We start from the raw sequence: 20,603 nt of genomic DNA, 5'->3' as shown, positions 1-20,603 counted from the left end.
GACGAGTAGCCACGGTCGCCGCTGCAAATAGCTGAAGATGTTAATCGTCGCTAACGTCTAGCGCGTGGCAAGACCACGCGCGCCACTTGTCGGATGTTCTTATCCTCGATCCACCGATGAATTGGCTGGTCGTGGGGTGTCGGAATGAGGAAAGTGCCCTCTGAGCTGCGATGATGAGTGTTCTCTACGCACTTATCGGCACAACTCGGAAAGGCACTTCCGGTGCAAGTGTCCCATAGGTTCGCCGCATCGTCGGCGGTCTTCGATGATGAGCGTCTGGTGTCGTGCGCAGGCCTGGTACCGGTGATGGCCCTTGCCGAGCAGACCGGACTGTCATCGTCATTGGCCGACAAAGTTCGGTTCAGCTGCGAGCGGGTCAAGTCCGGTGCGGCCAATCCGTCGCCGAAGCTGACCACGCTGATCGCCGGGATGTGCACCGGCGCGGACAGCATCGACGACCTCGACGTAGTTCGTAGCGGCGGGATGAAGACCCTGTTCGGCGAGGTGTACGCCCCGTCGACCATCGGAACCTTGTTGCGGGAGTTCACCTTCGGCCATGCCCGGCAACTGGAGTCGGTGCTCAGTGAGCACGTGGGCGCTCTGTGCGAGCGTGTCGATCTGTTGCCCGGCGCCGACGGGCGGGTGTTCATCGACATCGACTCACTGCTGCGCCCGGTCTACGGCCAGGCCAAACAAGGTGCGAGCTACGGCCACACCAAAATCGCCGGCAAGCAGATCCTGCGCAAGGGTCTTTCCCCGTTGGTGACCACCATCAGCACCGAACACTGCGCTCCGGTGATCACCGGAGCACGACTGCGGGCGGGCAAGACCAACTCGGGCAAAGGCGCGGCCCGCATGATCGCCCAAGCCGTCGCCACCGCCCGCGGCGCCGGTGTCACCGGGCGCATCCTGGTGCGCGGCGACTCGGCCTACGGCAACAGCAGCGTGGTCACCGCCTGCCGCCGCGCCGGTGCCCGGTTCTCGCTGGTGCTGACCAAGACCGCCGCAGTCGTCGCGGCCATCGCCGACATCAATGACACCGCGTGGATCCCGGTGTGCTATCCCGCCGCGATCCCGACACCGGTGCCTGGATCTCCGATGCCGAAGTCGCCGAAACCACCTGCACCGCTTTCAGTTCCACGAAGACTCCGATCACGGCACGGTTGATCGTGCGCCGGGTCAAAGACGCCCGATACCCCGACGCCCTGTTCCCGGTCTGGCGATATCACCCGTTCTTCACCGACACCGACGAACCCGTCGACGTCGCTGACATCACTCACCGCCGCCACGCGATCATCGAAACCGTGTTCGCCGACCTCATCGACGGACCCCTGGCCCACATGCCCTCGGGACGTTTCGGGGCGAACTCTGCCTGGATACTGTGCGCGGCCATCGCCCACAACCTGCAGCGCGCCGCCGGCATCCTGGCCGGCGGTGCACACGCGGTGGCTCGCGGCGCCACCCTGCGCCGACGCCTCATCACCATCCCGGCCCGACTGGCCCGCCCCCAACGCCGACCCATCCTGCACCTACCAGCCCACTGGCCGTGGGCGACGCACTGGCTCCGATTGTGGCGCAACACCATCGGCCACAGCCCGCCAGCAACCGCCCCCACCTGACCAATCCGCCGAAAGGCCACGACCGGAGCACACAGGAAAAAGCTGGACAGACCAGCCGATACCCCCTGCTCACAGCCAGCAAGCGACCACCAAACCATTCCAGCCTCAGCCACGACAGCTCATCGGTGGATCAAGGCTTATGCCTCCTGGTTGTCTGGGCCGACAAGTCGCAACCTGCGCCACGACTCGCCTGTCGCCTTGCGCGATGGGTGCTTGAGCGTGTCTGACGTCGATGAGCTTCGGTGAATGGGTTGCTTCAGCTCCGTACGGCGGCGATCGACGACTCCACTCGATCAGCCTGCCCGCAGCAGAGCCCCGCGGCAGCGTCGAAACATGAATCGAACTCGGATTATCAGGCCGGGCGGCGCCGGATCGTCGCGCTGACCATCCTCAGATTCGGCGTGTTCGTCAGTAGACGGCACAGTTACGCAGCAAGGGCGTTCGCGGGACACGAACGACTAGGACCGCCCCAAGGCTTGTGTTGGGTTCAGTGCTACTTCGCCGAGCCAATAGCACATCAGTAGGGCGACCTCGACGTCTAATCGTTCCGCGGCGATCGGGCGACCGCGGCGCTCGAGTGCTCGATTTACGCGATACTTGACGGTATTGGCGTGTATCTGCAATTCGTTGGCGGCGGCTTTGAAGCTGGAACCGGCACGCAAGAACACCCTCAACGTGTCTCGTAGACGCTGGTCCGATGCAGTGTTCTGAGCCAACGGGCCCAGCACATCGTAAATCCATTCCTTCAGAGTCGCGTCATCGGTCATCAGCATCGAGGCCAGGGCCACACCGGGATCTCGTGCAGCGACGATCCGGTGCCGTGAGGAGCCGTCGGCTGCCACCGCGACCACACGGGCCTGCTCAGCCTGTCGGTAGGTGCGGCGGAAGCCTTCAATCCCCGGAAGTGGTTCACCGACGGAAAGTCTTGGGCCGTCAGGTTGAGCCCGGACGAAGTCGCGCAGCTGCGATAAATAGTCCGACGGGCGGTGAACCGTCATCCATGCGCATCCGACGAGGCGGTCGATGGAGAAGTAGACCGATTGCTTCGCTCCAGTGGCGGAGACCGCGTGTTGCATGAAGCGCTCCATGGCGATGAACTCGTCGGTGTCGGCGCCCGCATCTCGGTCGAGCCATACCATGAGAGCCACATGCGTTGCGCCCAAGAAGTACCTCATAGCCGACGACGCTTCGGTCAGGTCTACGTCGCGTCCGTTGAGGATGTCTCGAATGGCTTGTGCACGCAAACTTCGTCGGCGCTCGTCCCACTCCGCGCGTTCAGTCTGATATGTCTCCAAGACCTGCTCAGACATCCAGTCGATGTAGCGGAAAGACACACGGGTGATGTGTTCAATGAGCGCCAATTTCTCCTCGGGCGGTAGGTCCGCGCTCCGAAGGCCAGCGATGATGAGGTTCAATCCATACTGGTGCCCGAGCCTGTATGCCCGCAGCAGCGCGTTGACGGGTACCTCGCGTTGCGCCATCCTCCGGGCGTGTTCAAGGGCGGCCGTCGGTGACTCCATGCGGTCGAACGGGATCGAGTGACGGACGACGGAGAACCAAGTGTCTACGTTCGCGGCGACGGTGTCACTCAGTAGCTCTTTGAGCTGTTGATCGGCAGCGAGTTCGGCAACTTGCTCAATCAGAAGGCCATGTATGGACTCGGGCAATTCTCTGACGAGGTCGCCGAGGTCTCGGAATAGGTGATGAACCGCGTGACCGGGGGTGTCTTGAACTTCGGATGAATCAAGCACAGCTGCGACCGTACTCGATTACTTGTCTTTGCGAGACAACAGACGCCCGCAGGTTCGACCCTTCGAGACATACCGATCGCGGATCCGGGTATCTACGCTGTTAAGGAGCGGTGAGCCACGTTTTACCATTTCAGCAGCCGAACGAGGCATTGCTGTGGGCCACGGCGAACGGATGCGCGTGAAGAGGAAGGCGGAGGCATGAGTTGTCTGCTCGCAATAACCTTGTTTGCGGCCTTCGCGGCCGGAGCAGCCCCATTGCGAGGAACGATCAGCACCGCCCTGGCCGCAATAGACGACTTTCTCGATCGTTTCGGCCACGAAGTTTCCGGAACTGCTCATGCGAAGGAACGCCCGCCGCTCTGACGAGGTGGTCGAATCGGGCGCCGGATATGCCCGCCCGCCTCCCGCATACCGAAGCTGAAGCCTGGATAGCAGTAGGCTGTCCTCTGGACTCGCCCCCGGCCGTCGACTGACTCCAAGATCCCAACAGCAGCGCCGATCTGATCCGGGTCGCCCCGGCGGCGGGTGTGTTCGTCAAGGTGTGCGGGCACTGGTTCGGAGAACTCCGACCGCTCGATCCGACCTGGACAGCGCCCACCAGCAAAATGCTTCGGTTCGAATGATAATTCGGCCCAGGCGATGGTCGAACCATACGGTTTGGCATCGCTGCCTTCGGATGCGCCGATACTGCGCCGCCGGGGTTCCGTTCATGGAGGTAGTTCTGACACCTCGACAACGAACCAGAGTGGCCGGGCCGCGGCCATCGCAGGGCCCTGAAAGACGCTCAGTCCGACGAGTCGTTCAGCGTGCGGTCGAGAAAATCTGCGACTGCCGAAGTGAAGGCGTCGTTGTCGTCGCCCGCAACCATGTGGCCCGTGCCCGAAACGTCGACAGCCTCGGCGTGCGGTACGACTTCGAGGAACTCCTCGACCGACTGCTGCGACGTCACGTCGGAGTGAACGCCGCGAATGAGAAGCGTTGGTGCTCGCACGCGGCGGGCCCCTTCGATGAGAAGGTCGCTTATGGCGCCGAATTCTTTGGCACCAGTTGCTGGGTCGCCCTGCAGGAACTCGAAGTTGGAAGCTATGAACGCCGGATCCCATCGCCAGATCCACCGACCGTCGTCGCGCTGCTGCAAGACCTTTCGGAGACCGTCCAAGTTCTTGGGCCGAGCGCGATGCCGGTTGTACTGGGCAATGACGTCCGCGGCCGCGTCGAGCGTATCGAATCCGTCGGGATGGGCGCCCATGAAAGACACGACGCGGCGTGCTCCGTGAAACTCCATTCGCGGAGTTATGTCGACCAGTACGACGGCTCCCCACAGATCGGCAGGCGCCACCAAATGCGTTCCCAACACCGTCATGCCGCCCAAGGATGCGCCAACGACAGCTGGCGGGCGGCCATCGCTGGCATATCGGCGAATCGACAGCAGGTCGGATGCAAGTCGGTCGAGATCGTATCGACCATCGGGGTCCCACTCGCTGTCGCCGTGACCGCGGGCGTCGTAAGCGACGACGGTATACCCGCGCGCGTGTAAGCGGCGCGCGGTAGTCGCCCAGGCATGGCGGTTCTGTCCACCGCCGTGCAGCAGTATGACGACCGCGCGGGCGGATTCGTGTCGGTAGACATCGGCTGCAAGGGCGGTTCCGTCTTCGTTGCGGACGCGCTCGAACGTTGAGGTCATTTGCTGTGTCCTCGATGGTCGCCTTGGGCAGCGTTCTCGTTCCGCGACCGGATCACGAGGCGCTCTGGGCGACGACGGTCACTGTTCCCTGTGCGGCGCATACCGGGCGTCCCGTATTGGTGATGTCGATCCTGGCGACGCCGCTACGCTTCCCCAGCGCGATGATGTCGGCGACCGCAACGCAGACTCCACTGGACACCGGACGTAGGAGGTTCAGTTTGAATTCGGTTGTGGCCACCCATGACCCAGGTGGGATCACCGGATAGAACACCACGCCCAAGCAGTGGTCGACCATCGCTGACAGGCATCCGCCATGCAGAGTGCCGAAAGGAGTCAACAAATCGGCTCGGGCGTCCATTTCCACTACCAGTCTCCCGGCGGAGAACTCGATGTGGCGGAAGTCCAAGTACTTGGCGAGCCCTCCCGAGGTTCCCCCCGCGTGCTGGAGCTCCTCGGCTATTTGCTTGTTGAACTGGGGGAAGTCCATGGTCAGCGCCTCGTTTCGTTCAGCGATACCGATGCCATCGCTGAGACACTACTCCGCAGTTGTCGCAGCAATGCAACTGTGAGTGTCGGCCAGTAGCGCGGGAAGCAGGAATCGGCGCAAGAAAGCATCGATTCCTTCGGGGCTGCGGTGCCGGGGGCCGCGAACCGCGAGCAAGCTGAGGATGATGCGCAAAATCCATTCGGCGGCGTCATCGACCGAAACGCCGGCTTCGAGTTGATGCCAGTGTGCGGCGAACACGGGTCGCAGAAACTCGGCGACGAGTTCGAACAGCGCCACCGACGTTCCCTCGGCCAGTCCCACGCCGGCGAGTTCATCGTCGCTGGCGAAGAGCATGCCGATTATCGGTTCGCGGCGTGCCGCGCGCACCGTGACTGCAACGAAGTCCAATATGGCAGAGCCCAAGTCGGTGTGCGCCAAGATCCGTCCGCTGGTGCGGTGCAGGTAGCGTTCCGCTGCGCGGACGATGACACCGGATACGACGGATTCGCGACTAGCGAAGTAGCGATAGACCGTGGCGCGCGATACGCCCGCATGCCTGGCGATATCCTCCATCGTGGTGCCCGACAGCCCCTTGCCTTGCAGGCACGTTTCGGCGGCGTCGAGTAGGCGATCGCGCGCCATATCGCGGTTTCGCCCAGGAGTCGCGTCGCCCCGCCGCAACGATCTCTTCGTCACGGGTACGAGTATGCCCTGTCAAGGGACCCGCTCTGTCGAACACCCGCGGTTGTCGCATGGAAACGGATGTGACAATATCGCAGTCGTGTCGCATAGAAGACCTCGACGATGAGCGTGATCTGACCGTTGGCCATCCCACCACGCACTCCGGTTGTCGTCGGCGTCGGTGAACTGACACATCGCGGTGAAGGCACCGTCGATCCCATCGATTTGGCCGCCGAGGCCGCGCGTCGAGCGCTGCATGATGCTTCGGCCGCGATCGGGCATCGCATCGATACCGTGGCGACGCCCGGAATCTTGATGATCCCACGCGACAACCCCGCGTCGAGGATTGCCGAAGCGACTGGGCTGACGCCGGATCATCGCATCAGTTGTCCGGTCGGCGGCAACACCCCCCAGTATCTGGTCGAGGTCCTCGGCCGCCGCATTTGGCGCGGCGTCAGCGACGGGGCTCTGATCGTCGGAGCGGAAAGCGGCGCGTCAGCACGCAAAGTCGCATCCGGTAGCGCACTTTTGGAGCCCAAACCCATCGCAGCACAGGACGAGTCACTCGGTGACACCCGCCCGGGACTGAGCGAAGCCGAGGTGGGCGCCGGGTTACATTGGCCGCACGAGGTGTACCCGATCTTCGAATCCGCGATCGCGGCCCGATCAGGCCGCACATTCGACGAACAGCGCCGCTGGCTGGGTGACTTGATGGCTCCGTTCACGGTTGAGGCGTCCCGACATCTCGAGCAGGCCTGGTTTCCGCGTGCCCGTAGCGCAGACGAGCTCAGCACGGTCTCCCCGGCTAACCGGATGGTGTGCGAGCCGTATCCGAAGCTGCTCAACAGCATCATCGCCGTGGATATGGCTGCCGCTTTCGTGATCATGGCCGCCGAAGTCGCCGAGGAACTCGGAGTGCCCAGTGATCGTTGGGTCTTCCCGTGGTCGTCGGCCACATGCAACGACGTGTATTTCCCGGTTCAGCGGCCTGATCTGGGTCGTTCCGCCGGAATAAGGGCCGCCGGCAAGGCGGTATTGGCGGCCAGTGGACTTCACATCGACGACATTAGATGGTTTGATTTCTACTCTTGCTTTCCTTCCGCGGTCGAGGCGGCGATCGACGCCTTGGATCTCGACCCGGCGGATGACCGCGGGTTCACGGTGACCGGCGGACTGCCCTACCACGGAGGGCCGGGTAACAACTATGTCAGCCATTCGATCGTCGAGATGGTGCGACGCTGCAGGAGCGACCCGGACGCCGTCGGGCTCGTGTCCGGACTGGGCTGGTACATCACAAAGCACTCGCTGGGTCTGTGGTCGGCGACTCCACCGCCAACGGGATGGCAGACTCCGGACATGGCCGATGCGCAGTCTGCGATCGACGGCACCTCCCTCCCGGTCGCTTCTCCCGCCGACGCATCCGGAGAGGCGACCATAGATGGATACACGGTCGTGCACGACCGTGACCAAGGCCCCTCCTGGGTGCCGATTTTCGCGCGCATGACCGACGGCCGCCGCGTCGCGGCGCGCAGTGACGATGCCGAGGTGGCGGTGGCAATGTCACGAGACATGTGCGTCGGACACCAAGTCGCCGTGCGGCAGGCGGACGGACACGTCGAATTCGAACTGTCGTGAACGCCGACGCGCTCGTGCTGACCAAGCCGCGCACCCTTGAACGGCGGCATCTTCCGGTGCCGCGCATCGACGACGAGTCCGGTCTCCTGCGGATCGAGGCGTGCGGGCTCTGCGGAACCGACCACGAGCAGTTCAGCGGACACCTGCCGACGGGGTTCGCCTTCATCCCCGGACACGAGATCATCGGCGTCATCGAGGGAATCGGTGACGCCGCGCGCGAGCGTTGGGGCGTCTCGGTGGGTCAGCGAGTCGCCGTCGAGGTGTTCCGATCGTGTCGGGAGTGCGACTCGTGCGGCCGCGGCGAGTATCGCAGGTGCTCGAGCAACGGCCTCGCCACCATGTTCGGCTTCGTCGACGTGAACATCCCGCCCGGCCTGTGGGGAGGCTATGCAACCCACCTGCATCTGCCGTTCGATTCCATGCCGTTGCCGGTCCCGGACGGACTCGACCCGATCGTCGCGACGTTGTTCAATCCGCTTGGGGCAGGGATCAAATGGGCTGCCATGTTGCCCGAGACAAGCCCGGGCGACGTCGTCGCGGTCCTCGGACCAGGGATCCGCGGGATTTGTGCTGCCGTAGCCGCCAAGGAGGCCGGAGCGGCATTCGTCGCGATGACCGGGGTCGGCCCTCGCGACCGAACTCGGCTAGCCGCAGCCCACCAGTTCGGCGTGGACCTGACCATCGACGTCACCGAAGACGACCCGGCGCAGGCCCTGCAAATGGCGACCGGCCGGCTCGCAGATGTCGTCGTCGACGTCACCGCGAAGGCGCCAGCCGCATTCGCGGACGCCGTCGCACTCGCGCAGCCCGGCGGACGCGTGGTGGTCGCGGGCACACGCGGCGGCGGCGGAGCGCCGGGCTTCGAGCCAGACCTGCTCGTATTCAAGGAACTACGCATCTTCGGTTCGTTGGGGGTCGACTACCCCGCCTACCAGAGCGCCATCGAGCTGCTGGTCTCTAGGCGTTGGCCCTTCGAAGAATTGCACCGCGAGATCACCGGTTTCGCCGGCCTGCCCGGGCTGCTCGACCTTCTGGCCGGCAACGAGCCGGACCGGGTCCCCGCTCTGCACAACGTCTTTGTGCCGATCGCCTGACAGCGCCAACTAGCGCCCAACCGGAAGGATCCACCGTGAGCAGCCAAAGCCGGGTTGACATGCTTGCCCTGACAGATGCCCGCGAGCGCGCCGCTCAATGCGGGATTCCGGACGCCATGGCTGAACTGTCTGTTTTCAGGATCGCGCTTCATCAGCCCCCTGTAGCCGTCGCATTGCATGGAATGCTGGAGGCGTTGCTGTGGAAAGGCGCGCTGGATGCGCGGCTACGGGAGCTGATCATCATGCGAATCGGCTGGGTCACTGATTCGGTCTATGAGTGGACGCAACACTGGAGGGTTGCCCGCTTGCTCGATGTGCCCGAACGCGACCTGCTCGGGGTGCGCGACTGGCAGAACGCCGGCCACTTCGGCGAAGCCGAGCGGGCGGTACTGGCGGCGACAGACGAGACGTTGCGTGACGGCACCATCTCGGATGAAACCTGGGCTGAGTGTCAGCGCGCGTTGCACGGGGACCCGGCCGTCCTCGTCGAACTCGTCGCCGCGATCGGGAATTGGAGATTGTTCTCAGCGCTGCTGCGGTCCTTGCACGTGCCGCTAGAAGACGGCCTCGAAGGATGGCCCCCTGACGGAGTTCGACCCTCCGTTGACTGAAGGGTGATCGGCTCGCCATGTCGACTCCGTGCTATGACTCTGCCCCTAGCACCTGTTGGTCGGGATCTGACGATGTCGAACGGTCGGGCGGTTGCATCTGCAGACGGCGATTCCACCACCGAGGATTGCGCCGGGCCTGAAGACTGAGCCGACGGAATTCCATCCGCTGCAGTCGAAGGAGAACTGGAACACCCAGCAGCGGGACGATCGCACCACGGACCGCACCTCGGCGACCATTCTCCAGCAATCCGGCTACAGCACTGAGCCCCGAAATGTAAAGAATACCGTTGTAAGGCACCAGGATTGGGCCGCATAGTCCTTCGCACTCGGACAGGCTTGGCACACCAAATCTCCAGCGCTTCGGCCAGTGTATGAAGTGAGCCAACACGGTCGTCAGGAACAGGCCGTTCACAACACCGAGGACAGCCTCGTGACGCTTATCGGCACGTTCCGCCATGCGAAGTACTACTGCGGTGCTCATGCCCCAACCCGTCGCTGCCGGCACCGGACCAATCACCGACGCGAACGGCATCGCAACTCCGGACAGCAATTCGTAGAAGACATGCGCGCTCGCTGACACGGCGCCAACTTGTGTGCAGATTTGCCGGGACGTCTTCGGACGCTGACGGGACGGCGGTAATGGCCCTTCCGCCCGCATCAGCGGAATGCCTGAACGCGCGATGCGGCCACGGCGCAACGCACTTCTTCGTGAAGAGGTCGTTCCATATGGCGGCTTTCACCACAAAAGTACTTGTCGACCTACACGTTACTCCGTAGCTGTTGGCCGCCATCGGCGTCGAAGAGTTCCTTGGTCCAACGTTCGAGGATTTCTGCGCTATCCCAGTCGTCGGGATGGAACCCGGCGTGGGTGTAGGAACGGAAGCGCTCAATCGCTGCTCGGCTGAACAGCGGGTTATGACGGAAGGCTCGAAGGCTGCGCAGCAACCGCACCGGGTTGTAGGCGGCACGATCGCCGGCCAGAGAGCGGGTGGTCTGGATGACCAACTCGGTGAACAATAGGAGACTGGCGATCCGCATTCCCCAGACCCTGGTGCGTTCGCTTCCACCGACCGTCTCGTAGACATCGAAAGCGACGGCCTTGTGCTCGCATTCCTCCAGTGCGTGCCAAAGCAGAATCGGCCGCACCTCGGTGTAGCCGATCAGTTCTTGAGCTTCGTCGCTGGTGAGAATGATCTCGGCGAATGTCGCCGTGTAGTGCTCGAGGGCTGCCGTCACAGCCAGGCGCATCTTGGGAGAAAAACGCTTCTCGAGTCGGCCAACCAACTTCTTGATATGCCGATCGATCCCCTCGGTGGGATAGCCCATCGCTTGAAGGCGATCGTTGAGCAGCCGATGCTGGTGCCGGTGGGTGGCCTCTTGAGCGATGAATCCCTTGACCGCCTCCTTCAGGTCAGCGTCGCTGATGTGGTCCCGGTACTCGCGGACTGACCGGATGAAGAAGTCTTCGCCTTCGGGGAACGTGGCCGACAAGGTGGACACAAAGTGGCTCATCACCAAGTCGCCATCGACGAAGTGCTGCCGACTGGTCTCAGCAGGCATGTCGAATCGGACACGGCGGGGCTTCGGGACGACCCGCGTGGTGGGCCGTGTGGACGAATCGTCGCTCATGTTGTTCTCCTGTTGTCATGGGCACTGATGATCTGACTTTACGCCTAGTCAGAATTAGATGGCAAGCTATGCGTTGTGCGATCGGTGCGGGTGTACAGCGGGATGTCCGCCGAGGAGCGTCACCGGAACAGGCGCACGCGTCTCATCGAGGCCGCGATGGAGTTGATCGGCACGCACGGCGTTGCCGCCGCCACGGTGACTGCCGTATGCGCTGAGTCCGGCGTGACGTCACGCTACTTCTATCAGCATTTCCCTGACAGAGACGCCCTCTTGCGAGCTGTCTACCAGCAGCTCTACGCAACCTTCCAGGAGGTGATAGTTGACGCGATCCCCGATGCCGGCGCCCCACCCGAGGTGCTCGCGTACGCGCCGATCCGCGGGCTGGTCAGCATGATCAACAATGATCCTCGACTGGGTCGGATCTTGTTCGTGGAATCTGCAACGGAGCCGCTGCTTCGGGAGTTACGCAGCGACATGATGACCGGTTTCACCGACCTCGTATTGCGTGAGGCCAGACTTCACCTTGACATCGCCGACTCCGCAGTGGGCGTTGCCCATTTGGCCTCGACATTGGGTGTGGGTGGGTTATTCGAAGTCTTGCGCCGCTGGCTCGACGGAGAACTCGAGTTCACCACCGATGAACTCGTTCAGCACTGCGCAGGTTTCCTGGGCAGCCTCGGCAGCTATGTGCTGCTGCAGAACGCAGTCGAGTCGGCCACGACCAAAGCCAAACCTCAGAGTTAGCTTCTGGCGCCTCCCGGCCGCGCTTCGCGAATGTCGAGGTGCCTCCGCTTGCTTCATTCCGGACTGAACACATGAACGCCGCTGTACAACATTAGAGGCCAGCGTCGTCGACCAAATAACGTTCGGCGAGCGTCTCGGCAAGCCGACTCGTGTGCTCCACGATCTCCCCCTGGATGACGTCAAGCAAACCTGCATGCCATGCGGTGATCAATTCGACGAAGCCACCAACGGCCACCAGTGTGTCCATCCGAAGGGCGGTTTCATCGGCTTCCGGCCTCAGGTGTGGCTCACTGGCTGCGATCACCAGGTGTGTCGCCTCCTGCAGTGCGACAGCGCGCCGATCCTGAAGCGGGGAACTGCCCACGTGTTGAGCCAGTAGAATCTTCGCCCTGCCCGGATCCTCTGCAATCCGGTCGACCACCGCGGCGATGGTCACGCGGATGGTCTCCATCGGCGGCTGCCCGATGCGTTCTGCGAGCGTCGCAGAAACCTCACCGAGCATCTCGTTGCGCACGCCGTCCCATGCAGCGACAAGTAACTCGTCGCGGGTCTTGAAGTCTTCGTAGAAGTAACGGTCGTTCAGGCCGGTTTTGGCGCACACTCCTCTCATCGTGACTGCTGCCCAACCGCTTTCACTCCAGATTTCCGTCGCGGCATCAATGAGGCGCTGACGGCGCTCCGCCCGGCGTTCAGCACCGGTACGCCCGCCCCATCTCTTCGACCGCGTCCGCACATGTCCATCTTGGCAAGCCACAGTAGGTCGCAACACTTTGGTAGCATCCGCCCCCAATGGGGGCGCGTGCCACCATAGGACTCCGCGGAGGGCAGCGATTGACGATCAGAACGCTCAAACTTCGAGTTCTCAGAGACGTGGCAGCGGCTGTCGTCATTCCCGCCCCCAGCAGTGATCGTGCGGCACTGGCGACGGTGGCGGTAGGAGGCGCCCTGCACGCCGTGCAGGTATTCGCGGCCGACTGGCCCGCCGCAATCCCGTAGGGAGTCGACTCATGACGCTCTTGAGCGAGGCCCCCACCGGTCGCCGTCACCACTTGCACTACGTGCGGTAGCGTACCGATACCGGCAGTATCGCTACCAGTGGAGGCCAAGTGACCGACGGCAGTGCAGATGCCCCAAGCCAGGCCAAGCGGCCTGGTCGGCGCGCCAACGGATCCACCGACCCGGCCGACACTCGCGAGTACAGCGAACGGTTGGCGACCCTGGCCCGGTTCACCCTCCGACACAAAGCGCTCGTCATCGGGGTATGGCTAGGCGCCGCGGTGGTTCTCGCGCTGCTGTTCCCACAGCTGGAAACCGTGGTGCGCCAACAGTCGGTGGACCTCATTCCTCGCGACGCCCCGTCCTTGCAGACGGTTGACCGCATGAGCGCCGCGTTCGGCGAAGAAGGCTCGAAAACCATGGTGTTCGTCGCCATGGAAGACCCCACTGGCTTGACTCCAACTGCACGGCAGCGCTACGGCGAACTCGTGCGCCGGTTGCAGGCCGAGGGCGACCACGTCCTGCTGGTGCAGGACCTGCTGGCCGATCCGATTACCGAAGCTCAGGCAGTCAGCGCCGACCGCAAAGCCTGGTATCTGCCCGTCGGTGTCACCGGCACCCTCGGAGACCCCACGGCAGCCGAATCCTTGAACGCGGTGCGCGACATCGCCGCGGAGGTGTTCACCGGATCGACCACGACCGTCCAAGTGACGGGACCACCGGCGACCTTCAGCGACATGATCGCCTCCGCCGAGCACGACCTGCTGTTGATCTCGATCGCTACCGCCGGCGTGATCGCCCTGATCTTGCTGATCGTCTACCGGTCAGTGTTCACCGCGCTGTTGCCACTGCTGGTAATCGGGTTGAGCCTGGCGGTTGGGCGCGGCGTGCTATCCGCCCTCGGCGAGATGGGCATGCCGGTCTCCCAGTTCACCGTCGCATTCATGACGGCGATCCTGCTCGGCGCCGGAACTGATTACACAGTTTTTCTGATCAGCCGGTACCACGAGCAGCGCCGCGCCCAAGTACCCGCCGATCAGGCGATCATCCACGCCACCGCCAGCATCGGGCGCGTCATCCTGGCGTCCGCCGCCACCGTGGCACTCGCGTTCTTGGCCATGGTCTTCGCGCGGCTCAGCGTCTTCGCCGCCCTGGGCCCCGCGTGTGCCATCGCCGTGCTGTTCGGATTTCTGGCGACCGTCACCCTGCTGCCACCCGTGCTGTCGCTAGCCGCCAAACGCGGCATCGGTGAACCCAAATCCGATCGCACCCGCCGCTACTGGAACAGCGTCGCCGTCGCCGTGGTCCGCCGTCCGGTGCCACTGCTGATCGTCAGCCTGGCCATCCTGCTCGCCCTGTCGGCAGCCGCTGCGACCATCAAAATCAGCTACGACGACCGCAAGGGACAACCAGACACCACGGCCAGCAACCAGGGCTACCAACTTCTGGACCGCCACTTCCGCAAGGACGTCGTCATCAGCGAGTTCCTCGTCGTAGAGAACCCGACCGACATGCGGACCGGGAGGGGGCTGGCCGATCTCGACGAGATGGCCTCTCGCGTCTCCCAGATCCCCGGCGTCACCAGGGTGTCCGGAGTCACCCGCCCCACCGGGGAGCGCCTCGACCAAGCAGAACTGGCCTGGCAGAACGGCCAGATCGGCGAGAAAATGGCCGGCGCGGTCGCCGAGGGCAACTCACGCAAGGACGACCTCGCCAAACTCACCGGCGGCGCCGACCAGCTCGCCGACGGCCTCGCCCAACTCGATGGCACGGTGCGCACCGCCCTCGCGCCACTGGCCGGAATCCTCACCCAAGCTCAATCCGCGGGAACTCAGGTCAACCAGTTCCGCCCACTGCTGCAACAACTTTCCGCCACCGCCCCCGCCGTCGACCAAGCCATCCAATCCGGCCCAGGACTGCGACCGCTGGCCAACCAGGCGCAGAACGCGATCACCCAGCTCGATCCACTCGTGGGCGCGCTCAACACCTCACCGTGGTGTGCCGCCACCCCGCAGTGCGCCCAAATTCGTGACCAGGTGAAGATTTTGGTCAGCCTGCGCGACAGCGGATTCTTCGACCAGATCGCCGACCTCGGGGACCGCTACGATCCCGCGACCAATGCCACCGTTGGTGGCACCCTCTCCAACGTCCAGAACGCAGTCGCCTCGCTGGACAAGGCATTCGGAGCCCTCGGTGACCCCGCCGACCTAGCCACCAATCTCCGCCGATTGCAGGAGGGAATCGGACAGCTCGCCTCCGGCGCTCAAGCACTCGCGACCGGTGTCCGCACCCTCGCCGACAGCAACATCGAAATGCTGTCCGGTATGAGCCAGATCGCCACCCAACTACAGAATTCCTCACGCGCAGCGGCGGACTCCGACTCCTCGAGCGGTTTCTACTTGCCCGCTAATGCATTCGAGAACCGGCAATTCACCGATGTTGCCAAGCAATTCCTCTCACCGGACGGCAAGACCGCGCGGTTCATGATCGAAAGCAGCCACGACCCTTACAGCGTCGAAGCCATGGAGCTCGCCAGCCGCATCACCGACACCGCCAACACCGCACGACCCAACACGTCGCTCGCCGACGCCACCGTATCCGTCGCCGGCTTCCCCGCCGTCAACTCCGATATCCAACGATTCCTATGGGCCGACTTCGCACAACTGGCCGTCGCCACCATAATCATCGTCGGCGTCATCCTGGTCCTACTGCTGCGCGCACTCCTGGCACCGCTCTACCTCTTAGGCACCGTCGTGCTCAACTACCTCGCCTCGCTCGGCATCGGCGTTGTGGTATTCCAATGGGGACTGGGCTACGAAATCGCTTGGCCCGTACCATTACTGGCATTCATCATCCTCGTCGCCGTCGGCGCCGACTACAACATGCTGCTCGTCTCACGGCTCCGCGAAGAATCCGGGACCAACATCCGCGTCGGCGTCCTGCGCACCGTGGCAAACACCGGAGCCGTCATCACCTCAGCTGGTCTGATATTCGCCGCCAGCATGTTCGGCCTCATGGTCGGCTCAGTCGCAATCATGATCCAAGCCGGCCTCATCATCGGCTTCGGATTGCTGCTCGATACCTTCCTCGTGCGCACCCTCACCGTGCCCGCCATCGCCACACTTCTACGCGAAGCCAGCTGGTGGCCTTCCAAAGCAACGCGGACCCCAGTAGCTGACACCGCCACGCAGAAATAAGGAGCAACGCACTACTAGTGGAAGCGAGGAATGCGAGGAACGCGAGGTCCATTCGCAGACGTGATCTTTGGTTGCGGATCCGTCGTGATCTGGTGTTGCAAGCCCGTCGAGTAAGCGTCCAAACTGACATCCTGATTTCAAGGTTCCCGCTCTCGGTAAATCAAAGGCGGCCTTGACCACCAAGGTGTCTCAGTCCGCAGGCAGTCCGCAGTAGATTTTCGCGACTCCTGCGCGCGCCAACCCACCCAATGCAGCTGAGCTGGGAAAACTTACGCGGGCCAACGTACCCAACGTCATCAAAACCCCAGGTGGCGTGGTTCGGGACGAAGAGGTCGTGGGTTCAAATCCCGCCACCCCGACTCGTGGGAAAAGCAGGAAGGCCCTGACCGGGAAACCGGTTCAGGGCCTTCCTGCTTTTCGGTACGCAGCTGGTCCGCGGCGACTGCCAAGGACCGCATCCGCGCCGCCTCTGGTGCAACCGAAACCTGCCGAAGCCCGTCCGGGAACAGGTCGGCACAGGTATCCGAGGTCAGCAGAACTGCTCGCTACTTGAAGGGGTTGAGGCTGCTGCGGCCCAGAACGTACTGGAGGCGTTGTGGGAGTGGCCGTATGGCTGCGGCGGTGAGCTTGTTGACGGTGCCCGGGATGCAGACGGGCTTGCCGGCCATCACCGCCCGGTACCCTTCGCGCACGACGTCCTCGGGCTGCTGCCAGAGCAGGCCGGGAAGCTGGTCGGCGGCGTCGCGAGTACCCATGACGTCGTGGAACTCGCTATGGGTGAAGCCCGGGCAGAGCGCGGTCACGTGAATGCCGAACGGCTTGAGTTCCATGTCCAGCGACTGGGACATGCCGAGCACGTAGGCCTTGATGCCGGTGTAGAGCAGACCTTCCCCGGGCGGTGCCATCGCGGCCAGGGAGGACAGGTTGACGATCCGACCCCATTGGCGCTGCTTCATGCCCGGGATGACGCGGTGGGTGAGTTCGGTCGTGGCGGTGACCATCAGCTGGATCTCGGCGGCCACCGACTCCCACGGGGTCTGCGAGAACTTCGTCCTCGAGGACAACCCGGCGTTGTTGATGAGCACGTCGACGGGCATGCCGATGCGAGTGGCGTGGTCGGTGACTGCGGCCGGTGCGGTGGGGTCGGTCAGGTCGGCGGCGAAGACCTCGCAGCGGCCGCCGTGCGCATGGCGTAGATCGGCGGCGAGTTCTTCGAGGCGCTCGGCGCGTCGGGCGACGAGCAGTACGTCGTAGCCCTGGGCGGCGAGGTGGCGTGCGAAGGCGGCTCCGATGCCGGCCGACGCGCCGGTGATCAGCGCGGCCCGTCGGGGGGTCGTCATGAGGAATTCCCTTCTACAGTCCTGGATTGTCGGTGGTCACGCCGCGGTCTGCCGCGCTGTGCGGGTGACGTAGTTCTGCACGTCGAAGGTCTTGGTGCGGGCGCGGAATCGGAAGGTGAACGTCGGCCACATGACCGAGTTGCGGCCCCGGGAGTCCAGGTACCAGCTGGAGCACCCCCCGGAGTTCCACACCGTGCCCCTGAGTGCGTCGTCGACCCACGCGTTGTAGGACGCTTGGGTTTCGGGGCGGACGTCGATCGACGCGAGGCCCTCGGTGCGCATCGTGCGTAGGGCAGCGGCGAGGTAGGCGGCCTGCGATTCGAGCATGTAGACGATCGAGCTGTGTCCCAGGTTCGTGTTGGGCCCGTACATCAGGAACAGGTTCGGGAAGCCCGCCACGGTGAGGCCCAGGTGCGCGTTCGGGCTGCCGGCCCAGTGTGCGGCCAGGGTGCGGCCGTCGGCGCCGGCCAGCAGGTGCGCGACGGGAGGCTCGGTGGGGGTGAAGCCGGTGGCGAAGATGATCGTGTCGACCTCGTGCAACGTCCCGGCACCGTCACGGACTCCGGAATCGGTGATCTCGGCCAGGGCACTGGTCACGACATCGACGTCGGCGCGTGACAGGGTGGGCAGCCAGTCGTTGGTGAGCAGGATTCGCTTGCACCCGATGCGGAAGTCCGGCGTCAACGCGGCGCGCAACGCCGGGTCGGGCACTTGGCGGCGCAGTCGAGCCTTGGCGATCAGCTGAACTATCGGCAGCAGCCACGTGAGATGTGCCAGTAATGCGAGGTAACCCTCCCGATAGGTGTAGACGGTGCCACGAACCAGTTTCTGCAGCAACGGAACTCGACGATACAAGGCTTTTTCGACGCGACTCAGGGTGCGGTCCATTCGGGGCATCACCCACGCCGGCGTCCGCTGGAACACCGTCAGGTGGGACGTCCGGTCGGCTATTTCGGGGACGAACTGCACCGCCGAGGCCCCGGTGCCGATCACAGCCACCCGCTCACCGGTCAGGTCGTGGTCGTGATTCCACGTGGCGGAGTGAAACACCGTGCCCGTGAAGTCATTCAGTCCCGGCACATCGGGCAGCTTCGGGGTGGACAGGGCTCCGGTAGCGGCGACCAGGACCGTGGCGGTCAGCGTGCCCAGGGAGGTCTGCACCTGCCAGCACTGCCGGCCGTCGTCCCATGTCGCGCCGAGTAACTCGCACCCGGTGATCAGGTGGCGCCGCAGCCCCGTCAGGTCGGCCACCGAGGTCAGGTAGCGATGGATCTCGGGTTGGCGTGCGAAGGTGTGACTCCACTTGGCACTGGGAGCGAAGGAGAATGAGTACAGCGACGTCGGGACGTCGCACGCGCAACCGGGGTAGGTGTTGTCGCGCCATGTCCCGCCGACCTCGTCGGCCCGTTCGATGATCAGTAGGTCCGCCTGGGGCTCTGCGCGCAGTACCGCCGCGGCGGCGGCCATCCCGGCGAATCCCGCGCCGACCACCAGAGTGTGCACCGATGCCGAAAGAGTTGGTGGTGCCGTCATCGGGTGGCTCCGACGTGGCGGCCCAGGAAGGCGATCTGATCGGACACGATGTGCTCGAAGTACGGGTCCAGGTAGGGCTCGAAGTGCGTGCAGTCATAGGAGCGCACCTCGCCTTTGGGGATGCGGGCCACAATCTTGCGTGCCTTGGCATACGGCGTGACGTCGTCCCTGATGGCCAGTTGCACCAGCGTGGGCGCGGTGATCTTGGCAGCGTGTCGACCCGGGGAGTAGAACGGCACTCGCAGCGCGATGCGGGCCGCGACATCGTTGTCGGCCAGCAGTTCGTCGCGTTTGTCCCCAGCCATCCTCAACACAAGGTCGTAGGCGCCCGGTGAGGTCATCATGGCGACCTCACCGGATCGTCCGATGGACTTCACCCGGTGCGGCGGGCGGCCCAGCCATGCCCCTACCTGGTCGCGCAGCGCGGCCAACGCCAAGCGGGCGACCAGCGTTGGGGGTTGCGCGAACGCCGAAGCGGGGCCGGTGACGTGCGGCACCTGAACGATCGCGGCCGCCAGTTTGTGGTCTTCGGCGGCGAGATCCAAGACGTGTCCGCCGCCGAATGAGGACCCCCACCCGACCACCCGGGTGGTATCGATGCCGACGAGGCCACGGGCATACGCCACCGCGGCGCGCCAGTCGGCATGCTGGGCGGCGATGTCGAGTACGCGGCGCGGTTGTCCGGCACTCGCGCCCCAGGACCGGTAGTCGAACACCAGCGCGGCGTACCCGGCCTGGGCGAACCGGGCAGCGTACGCGTCCAGGCGCAGCTCCCGGAACGCGGCGAACCCATGAGCCAGCACCACGATCGGCGGGTTCTGCACGCCGTCGGGGCGGTACAGCCACGCCGCGCACGCCTCACCCTCGGAGGGGAAGGTGACGTCGTGCCGGACATAGGTGTACGCGGTGCCGGGCCCGCCCGGCACCGCCGGTTCGTTGATCGTCATTCAAGAAACGGTAGCAGGTCGTTGAATGTCGTTCAAGAAGATCGACTAGGCTCGGGTGATGCCGAAGAACAGGCGGCCCCAGGCGTCGCAGGAGAAGCGGGCGGAGATCGTCACCGCTGCCCGCGCACTCTTCGTCGATGCCGGCTACGACGCCACCCCGATGGGCCGCTTGGCCGCGGCGGCCGGGGTCGCAGCCAACACCATCTACTGGTACTTCGAGGACAAGGACGCCGTCCTGATCGCCGTCCTGGACGAGGTGATGACCGACGCGTGGGCGCAGTACCAGTCGGTGGCCGCCGAGCCCATCCCCGTGCGCCTGTTGTGGGTGGTACAGCAACTGCAACAGATGAGTCGTCTGGTCAGCACCGTCCACGCCCGCGCCGAGCGCTCACCGTCAGTCACGTTGTGGCACAACAACTTTCACCTGCTGACCTCCAGCCTGTTCCGCTACGAACTCGAAGCCGCCGGCGCGGCCCCAGACAGCCTGGACGCCGAAGTCATGATCGGCGTGTTCACCATCGAGGGACTGCTCATGCATCCCCTTGGCGAGGATCAGCAACGCGCCATCTGCAACGTCCTTGCCTCCCGGTGGATCCCGCAACCGCCCCCATGACCACGAACGTGCCGCCTCACCACGGGCGCGGTGCGTTCGCGA

18 protein-coding genes and 1 pseudogene are annotated in these 20,603 nt (G+C 64.2%); 8 read left to right on the top strand and 11 right to left on the bottom strand.

The genetic code is table 11. The annotated features are described in order from the left end of the window. The first annotated feature begins 222 nt into the window (after window positions 1-222). Window positions 223-1,619, top strand: a pseudogene (locus EXE63_RS17705) (IS1380 family transposase). 458 nt (window positions 1,620-2,077) lie between these two features. Here the strand turns inward: EXE63_RS17705 and EXE63_RS17700 are convergent. From EXE63_RS17700 to EXE63_RS17680, 5 genes are all read right to left on the bottom strand, one after another. Continuing rightward, window positions 2,078-3,370, bottom strand: coding sequence for a PucR family transcriptional regulator (locus EXE63_RS17700; protein WP_078290120.1), 1,293 nt, complete (start codon window positions 3,368-3,370; stop codon window positions 2,078-2,080). 18 nt (window positions 3,371-3,388) lie between these two features. Further along, window positions 3,389-3,688, bottom strand: coding sequence for a hypothetical protein (locus EXE63_RS17695; protein ID WP_131805205.1), 300 nt, complete (start codon window positions 3,686-3,688; stop codon window positions 3,389-3,391). 466 nt (window positions 3,689-4,154) lie between these two features. Then, entirely contained in the window at window positions 4,155-5,054 is a 900-nt protein-coding gene (locus EXE63_RS17690; RefSeq protein ID WP_011895462.1) for an alpha/beta fold hydrolase, read from the bottom strand. Window positions 5,055-5,106: 52 nt separating this feature from the next. Next, a complete protein-coding gene (locus tag EXE63_RS17685) occupies window positions 5,107-5,541 on the bottom strand; it encodes a PaaI family thioesterase (protein ID WP_011895463.1) in 435 nt (144 codons plus the stop codon). Window positions 5,542-5,589: 48 nt separating this feature from the next. Next, complete coding sequence (locus tag EXE63_RS17680; RefSeq protein WP_011895464.1) at window positions 5,590-6,183, bottom strand: TetR/AcrR family transcriptional regulator; 594 nt, start codon at window positions 6,181-6,183, stop codon at window positions 5,590-5,592. A 180-nt stretch (window positions 6,184-6,363) separates the two neighbouring features. Between EXE63_RS17680 and EXE63_RS17675 the strand changes: the two genes are divergently transcribed. The 3 genes from EXE63_RS17675 to EXE63_RS17665 are packed head-to-tail and all read left to right on the top strand — an operon-like array spanning window position 6,364 to window position 9,562. Then, on the top strand, window positions 6,364-7,857 hold the full coding sequence (locus EXE63_RS17675; RefSeq protein WP_067992167.1) for an acetyl-CoA acetyltransferase: 1,494 nt from the start codon (window positions 6,364-6,366) through the stop codon (window positions 7,855-7,857). After that, a complete protein-coding gene (locus EXE63_RS17670; RefSeq protein ID WP_043985022.1) occupies window positions 7,854-8,951 on the top strand; it encodes a zinc-dependent alcohol dehydrogenase in 1,098 nt (365 codons plus the stop codon). Before EXE63_RS17675 ends, EXE63_RS17670 begins: the two co-directional genes overlap by 4 nt. 35 nt (window positions 8,952-8,986) lie before the next feature. Next, window positions 8,987-9,562 carry a carboxymuconolactone decarboxylase family protein gene (locus EXE63_RS17665; protein WP_041800308.1) on the top strand — a complete coding sequence of 192 codons (576 nt, stop codon included), beginning with the start codon at window positions 8,987-8,989 and terminating at the stop codon, window positions 9,560-9,562. Between the two features lie 31 nt (window positions 9,563-9,593). On the opposite strand, the gene EXE63_RS17660 is transcribed toward EXE63_RS17665, so the two are convergent. Both EXE63_RS17660 and EXE63_RS17655 read right to left on the bottom strand, forming a co-directional pair. After that, window positions 9,594-10,142, bottom strand: coding sequence for a hypothetical protein (locus EXE63_RS17660; protein WP_052537336.1), 549 nt, complete (start codon window positions 10,140-10,142; stop codon window positions 9,594-9,596). A 179-nt stretch (window positions 10,143-10,321) separates the two neighbouring features. Next, entirely contained in the window at window positions 10,322-11,191 is an 870-nt protein-coding gene (locus EXE63_RS17655; RefSeq protein ID WP_011895469.1) for a metal-dependent hydrolase, read from the bottom strand. Between the two features lie 102 nt (window positions 11,192-11,293). Here EXE63_RS17655 and EXE63_RS17650 point away from each other — a divergent pair, with 102 nt between their 5' ends. Next, complete coding sequence (locus tag EXE63_RS17650; RefSeq protein ID WP_011895470.1) at window positions 11,294-11,935, top strand: TetR/AcrR family transcriptional regulator; 642 nt, start codon at window positions 11,294-11,296, stop codon at window positions 11,933-11,935. 91 nt (window positions 11,936-12,026) lie between these two features. On the opposite strand, the gene EXE63_RS17645 is transcribed toward EXE63_RS17650, so the two are convergent. Continuing rightward, window positions 12,027-12,668: a TetR/AcrR family transcriptional regulator gene (locus EXE63_RS17645; protein ID WP_085981140.1), complete on the bottom strand. Its 642-nt coding sequence runs from the start codon at window positions 12,666-12,668 to the stop codon at window positions 12,027-12,029. 137 nt (window positions 12,669-12,805) lie between these two features. On the opposite strand from EXE63_RS17645, the gene EXE63_RS33295 reads away from it, so the two are divergent. Continuing rightward, window positions 12,806-12,931: a hypothetical protein gene (locus EXE63_RS33295; RefSeq protein ID WP_255620133.1), complete on the top strand. Its 126-nt coding sequence runs from the start codon at window positions 12,806-12,808 to the stop codon at window positions 12,929-12,931. Window positions 12,932-13,041: 110 nt separating this feature from the next. Beyond that, window positions 13,042-16,128, top strand: coding sequence for an MMPL/RND family transporter (locus EXE63_RS17640; RefSeq protein ID WP_067992162.1), 3,087 nt, complete (start codon window positions 13,042-13,044; stop codon window positions 16,126-16,128). 545 nt (window positions 16,129-16,673) lie between these two features. Here EXE63_RS17640 and EXE63_RS17635 read toward each other — a convergent pair. Genes EXE63_RS17635 through EXE63_RS17625 form a run of 3 tightly spaced genes read right to left on the bottom strand, consistent with a single transcriptional unit; the run spans window position 16,674 to window position 19,948 of the window. Continuing rightward, window positions 16,674-17,468, bottom strand: a complete 795-nt coding sequence (locus EXE63_RS17635) for an SDR family NAD(P)-dependent oxidoreductase (RefSeq protein WP_168143017.1) — start codon at window positions 17,466-17,468, stop codon at window positions 16,674-16,676. Window positions 17,469-17,504: 36 nt separating this feature from the next. Beyond that, entirely contained in the window at window positions 17,505-19,001 is a 1,497-nt protein-coding gene (locus EXE63_RS17630) for a flavin-containing monooxygenase (protein ID WP_168143016.1), read from the bottom strand. Beyond that, window positions 18,998-19,948, bottom strand: a complete 951-nt coding sequence (locus EXE63_RS17625; RefSeq protein WP_168143015.1) for an alpha/beta hydrolase — start codon at window positions 19,946-19,948, stop codon at window positions 18,998-19,000. Before EXE63_RS17625 ends, EXE63_RS17630 begins: the two co-directional genes overlap by 4 nt. A 58-nt stretch (window positions 19,949-20,006) precedes the next feature. Between EXE63_RS17625 and EXE63_RS17620 the strand changes: the two genes are divergently transcribed. Next, complete coding sequence (locus tag EXE63_RS17620) at window positions 20,007-20,561, top strand: TetR/AcrR family transcriptional regulator (RefSeq protein ID WP_168143014.1); 555 nt, start codon at window positions 20,007-20,009, stop codon at window positions 20,559-20,561. Window positions 20,562-20,603: the final 42 nt, after the last annotated feature.

This window comes from Mycolicibacterium frederiksbergense (assembly GCF_012223425.1).
GTDB lineage: Bacteria > Actinomycetota > Actinomycetes > Mycobacteriales > Mycobacteriaceae > Mycobacterium > Mycobacterium frederiksbergense.
The sequence above is the reverse complement of the archived record's forward strand: the minus strand, read 5'-3'. Positions and strand labels throughout refer to the sequence as shown.

What these genes read in the sequence shown, in the direction of transcription:
- EXE63_RS17625 (WP_168143015.1), bottom strand. Translation starts at nt 19,948, where the DNA reads ATGACGATCAACGAACCGGCGGTGCCGGGCGGGCCCGGCACCGCGTAC.
- EXE63_RS17635 (WP_168143017.1), bottom strand. Translation starts at nt 17,468, where the DNA reads ATGACGACCCCCCGACGGGCCGCGCTGATCACCGGCGCGTCGGCCGGC.
- EXE63_RS17690 (WP_011895462.1), bottom strand. Translation starts at nt 5,054, where the DNA reads ATGACCTCAACGTTCGAGCGCGTCCGCAACGAAGACGGAACCGCCCTT.
- EXE63_RS17630 (WP_168143016.1), bottom strand. Translation starts at nt 19,001, where the DNA reads ATGACGGCACCACCAACTCTTTCGGCATCGGTGCACACTCTGGTGGTC.
- EXE63_RS17650 (WP_011895470.1), top strand. Translation starts at nt 11,294, where the DNA reads ATGTCCGCCGAGGAGCGTCACCGGAACAGGCGCACGCGTCTCATCGAG.
- EXE63_RS17680 (WP_011895464.1), bottom strand. Translation starts at nt 6,183, where the DNA reads ATGGCGCGCGATCGCCTACTCGACGCCGCCGAAACGTGCCTGCAAGGC.
- EXE63_RS17620 (WP_168143014.1), top strand. Translation starts at nt 20,007, where the DNA reads ATGCCGAAGAACAGGCGGCCCCAGGCGTCGCAGGAGAAGCGGGCGGAG.
- EXE63_RS17685 (WP_011895463.1), bottom strand. Translation starts at nt 5,541, where the DNA reads ATGGACTTCCCCCAGTTCAACAAGCAAATAGCCGAGGAGCTCCAGCAC.
- EXE63_RS17655 (WP_011895469.1), bottom strand. Translation starts at nt 11,191, where the DNA reads ATGAGCGACGATTCGTCCACACGGCCCACCACGCGGGTCGTCCCGAAG.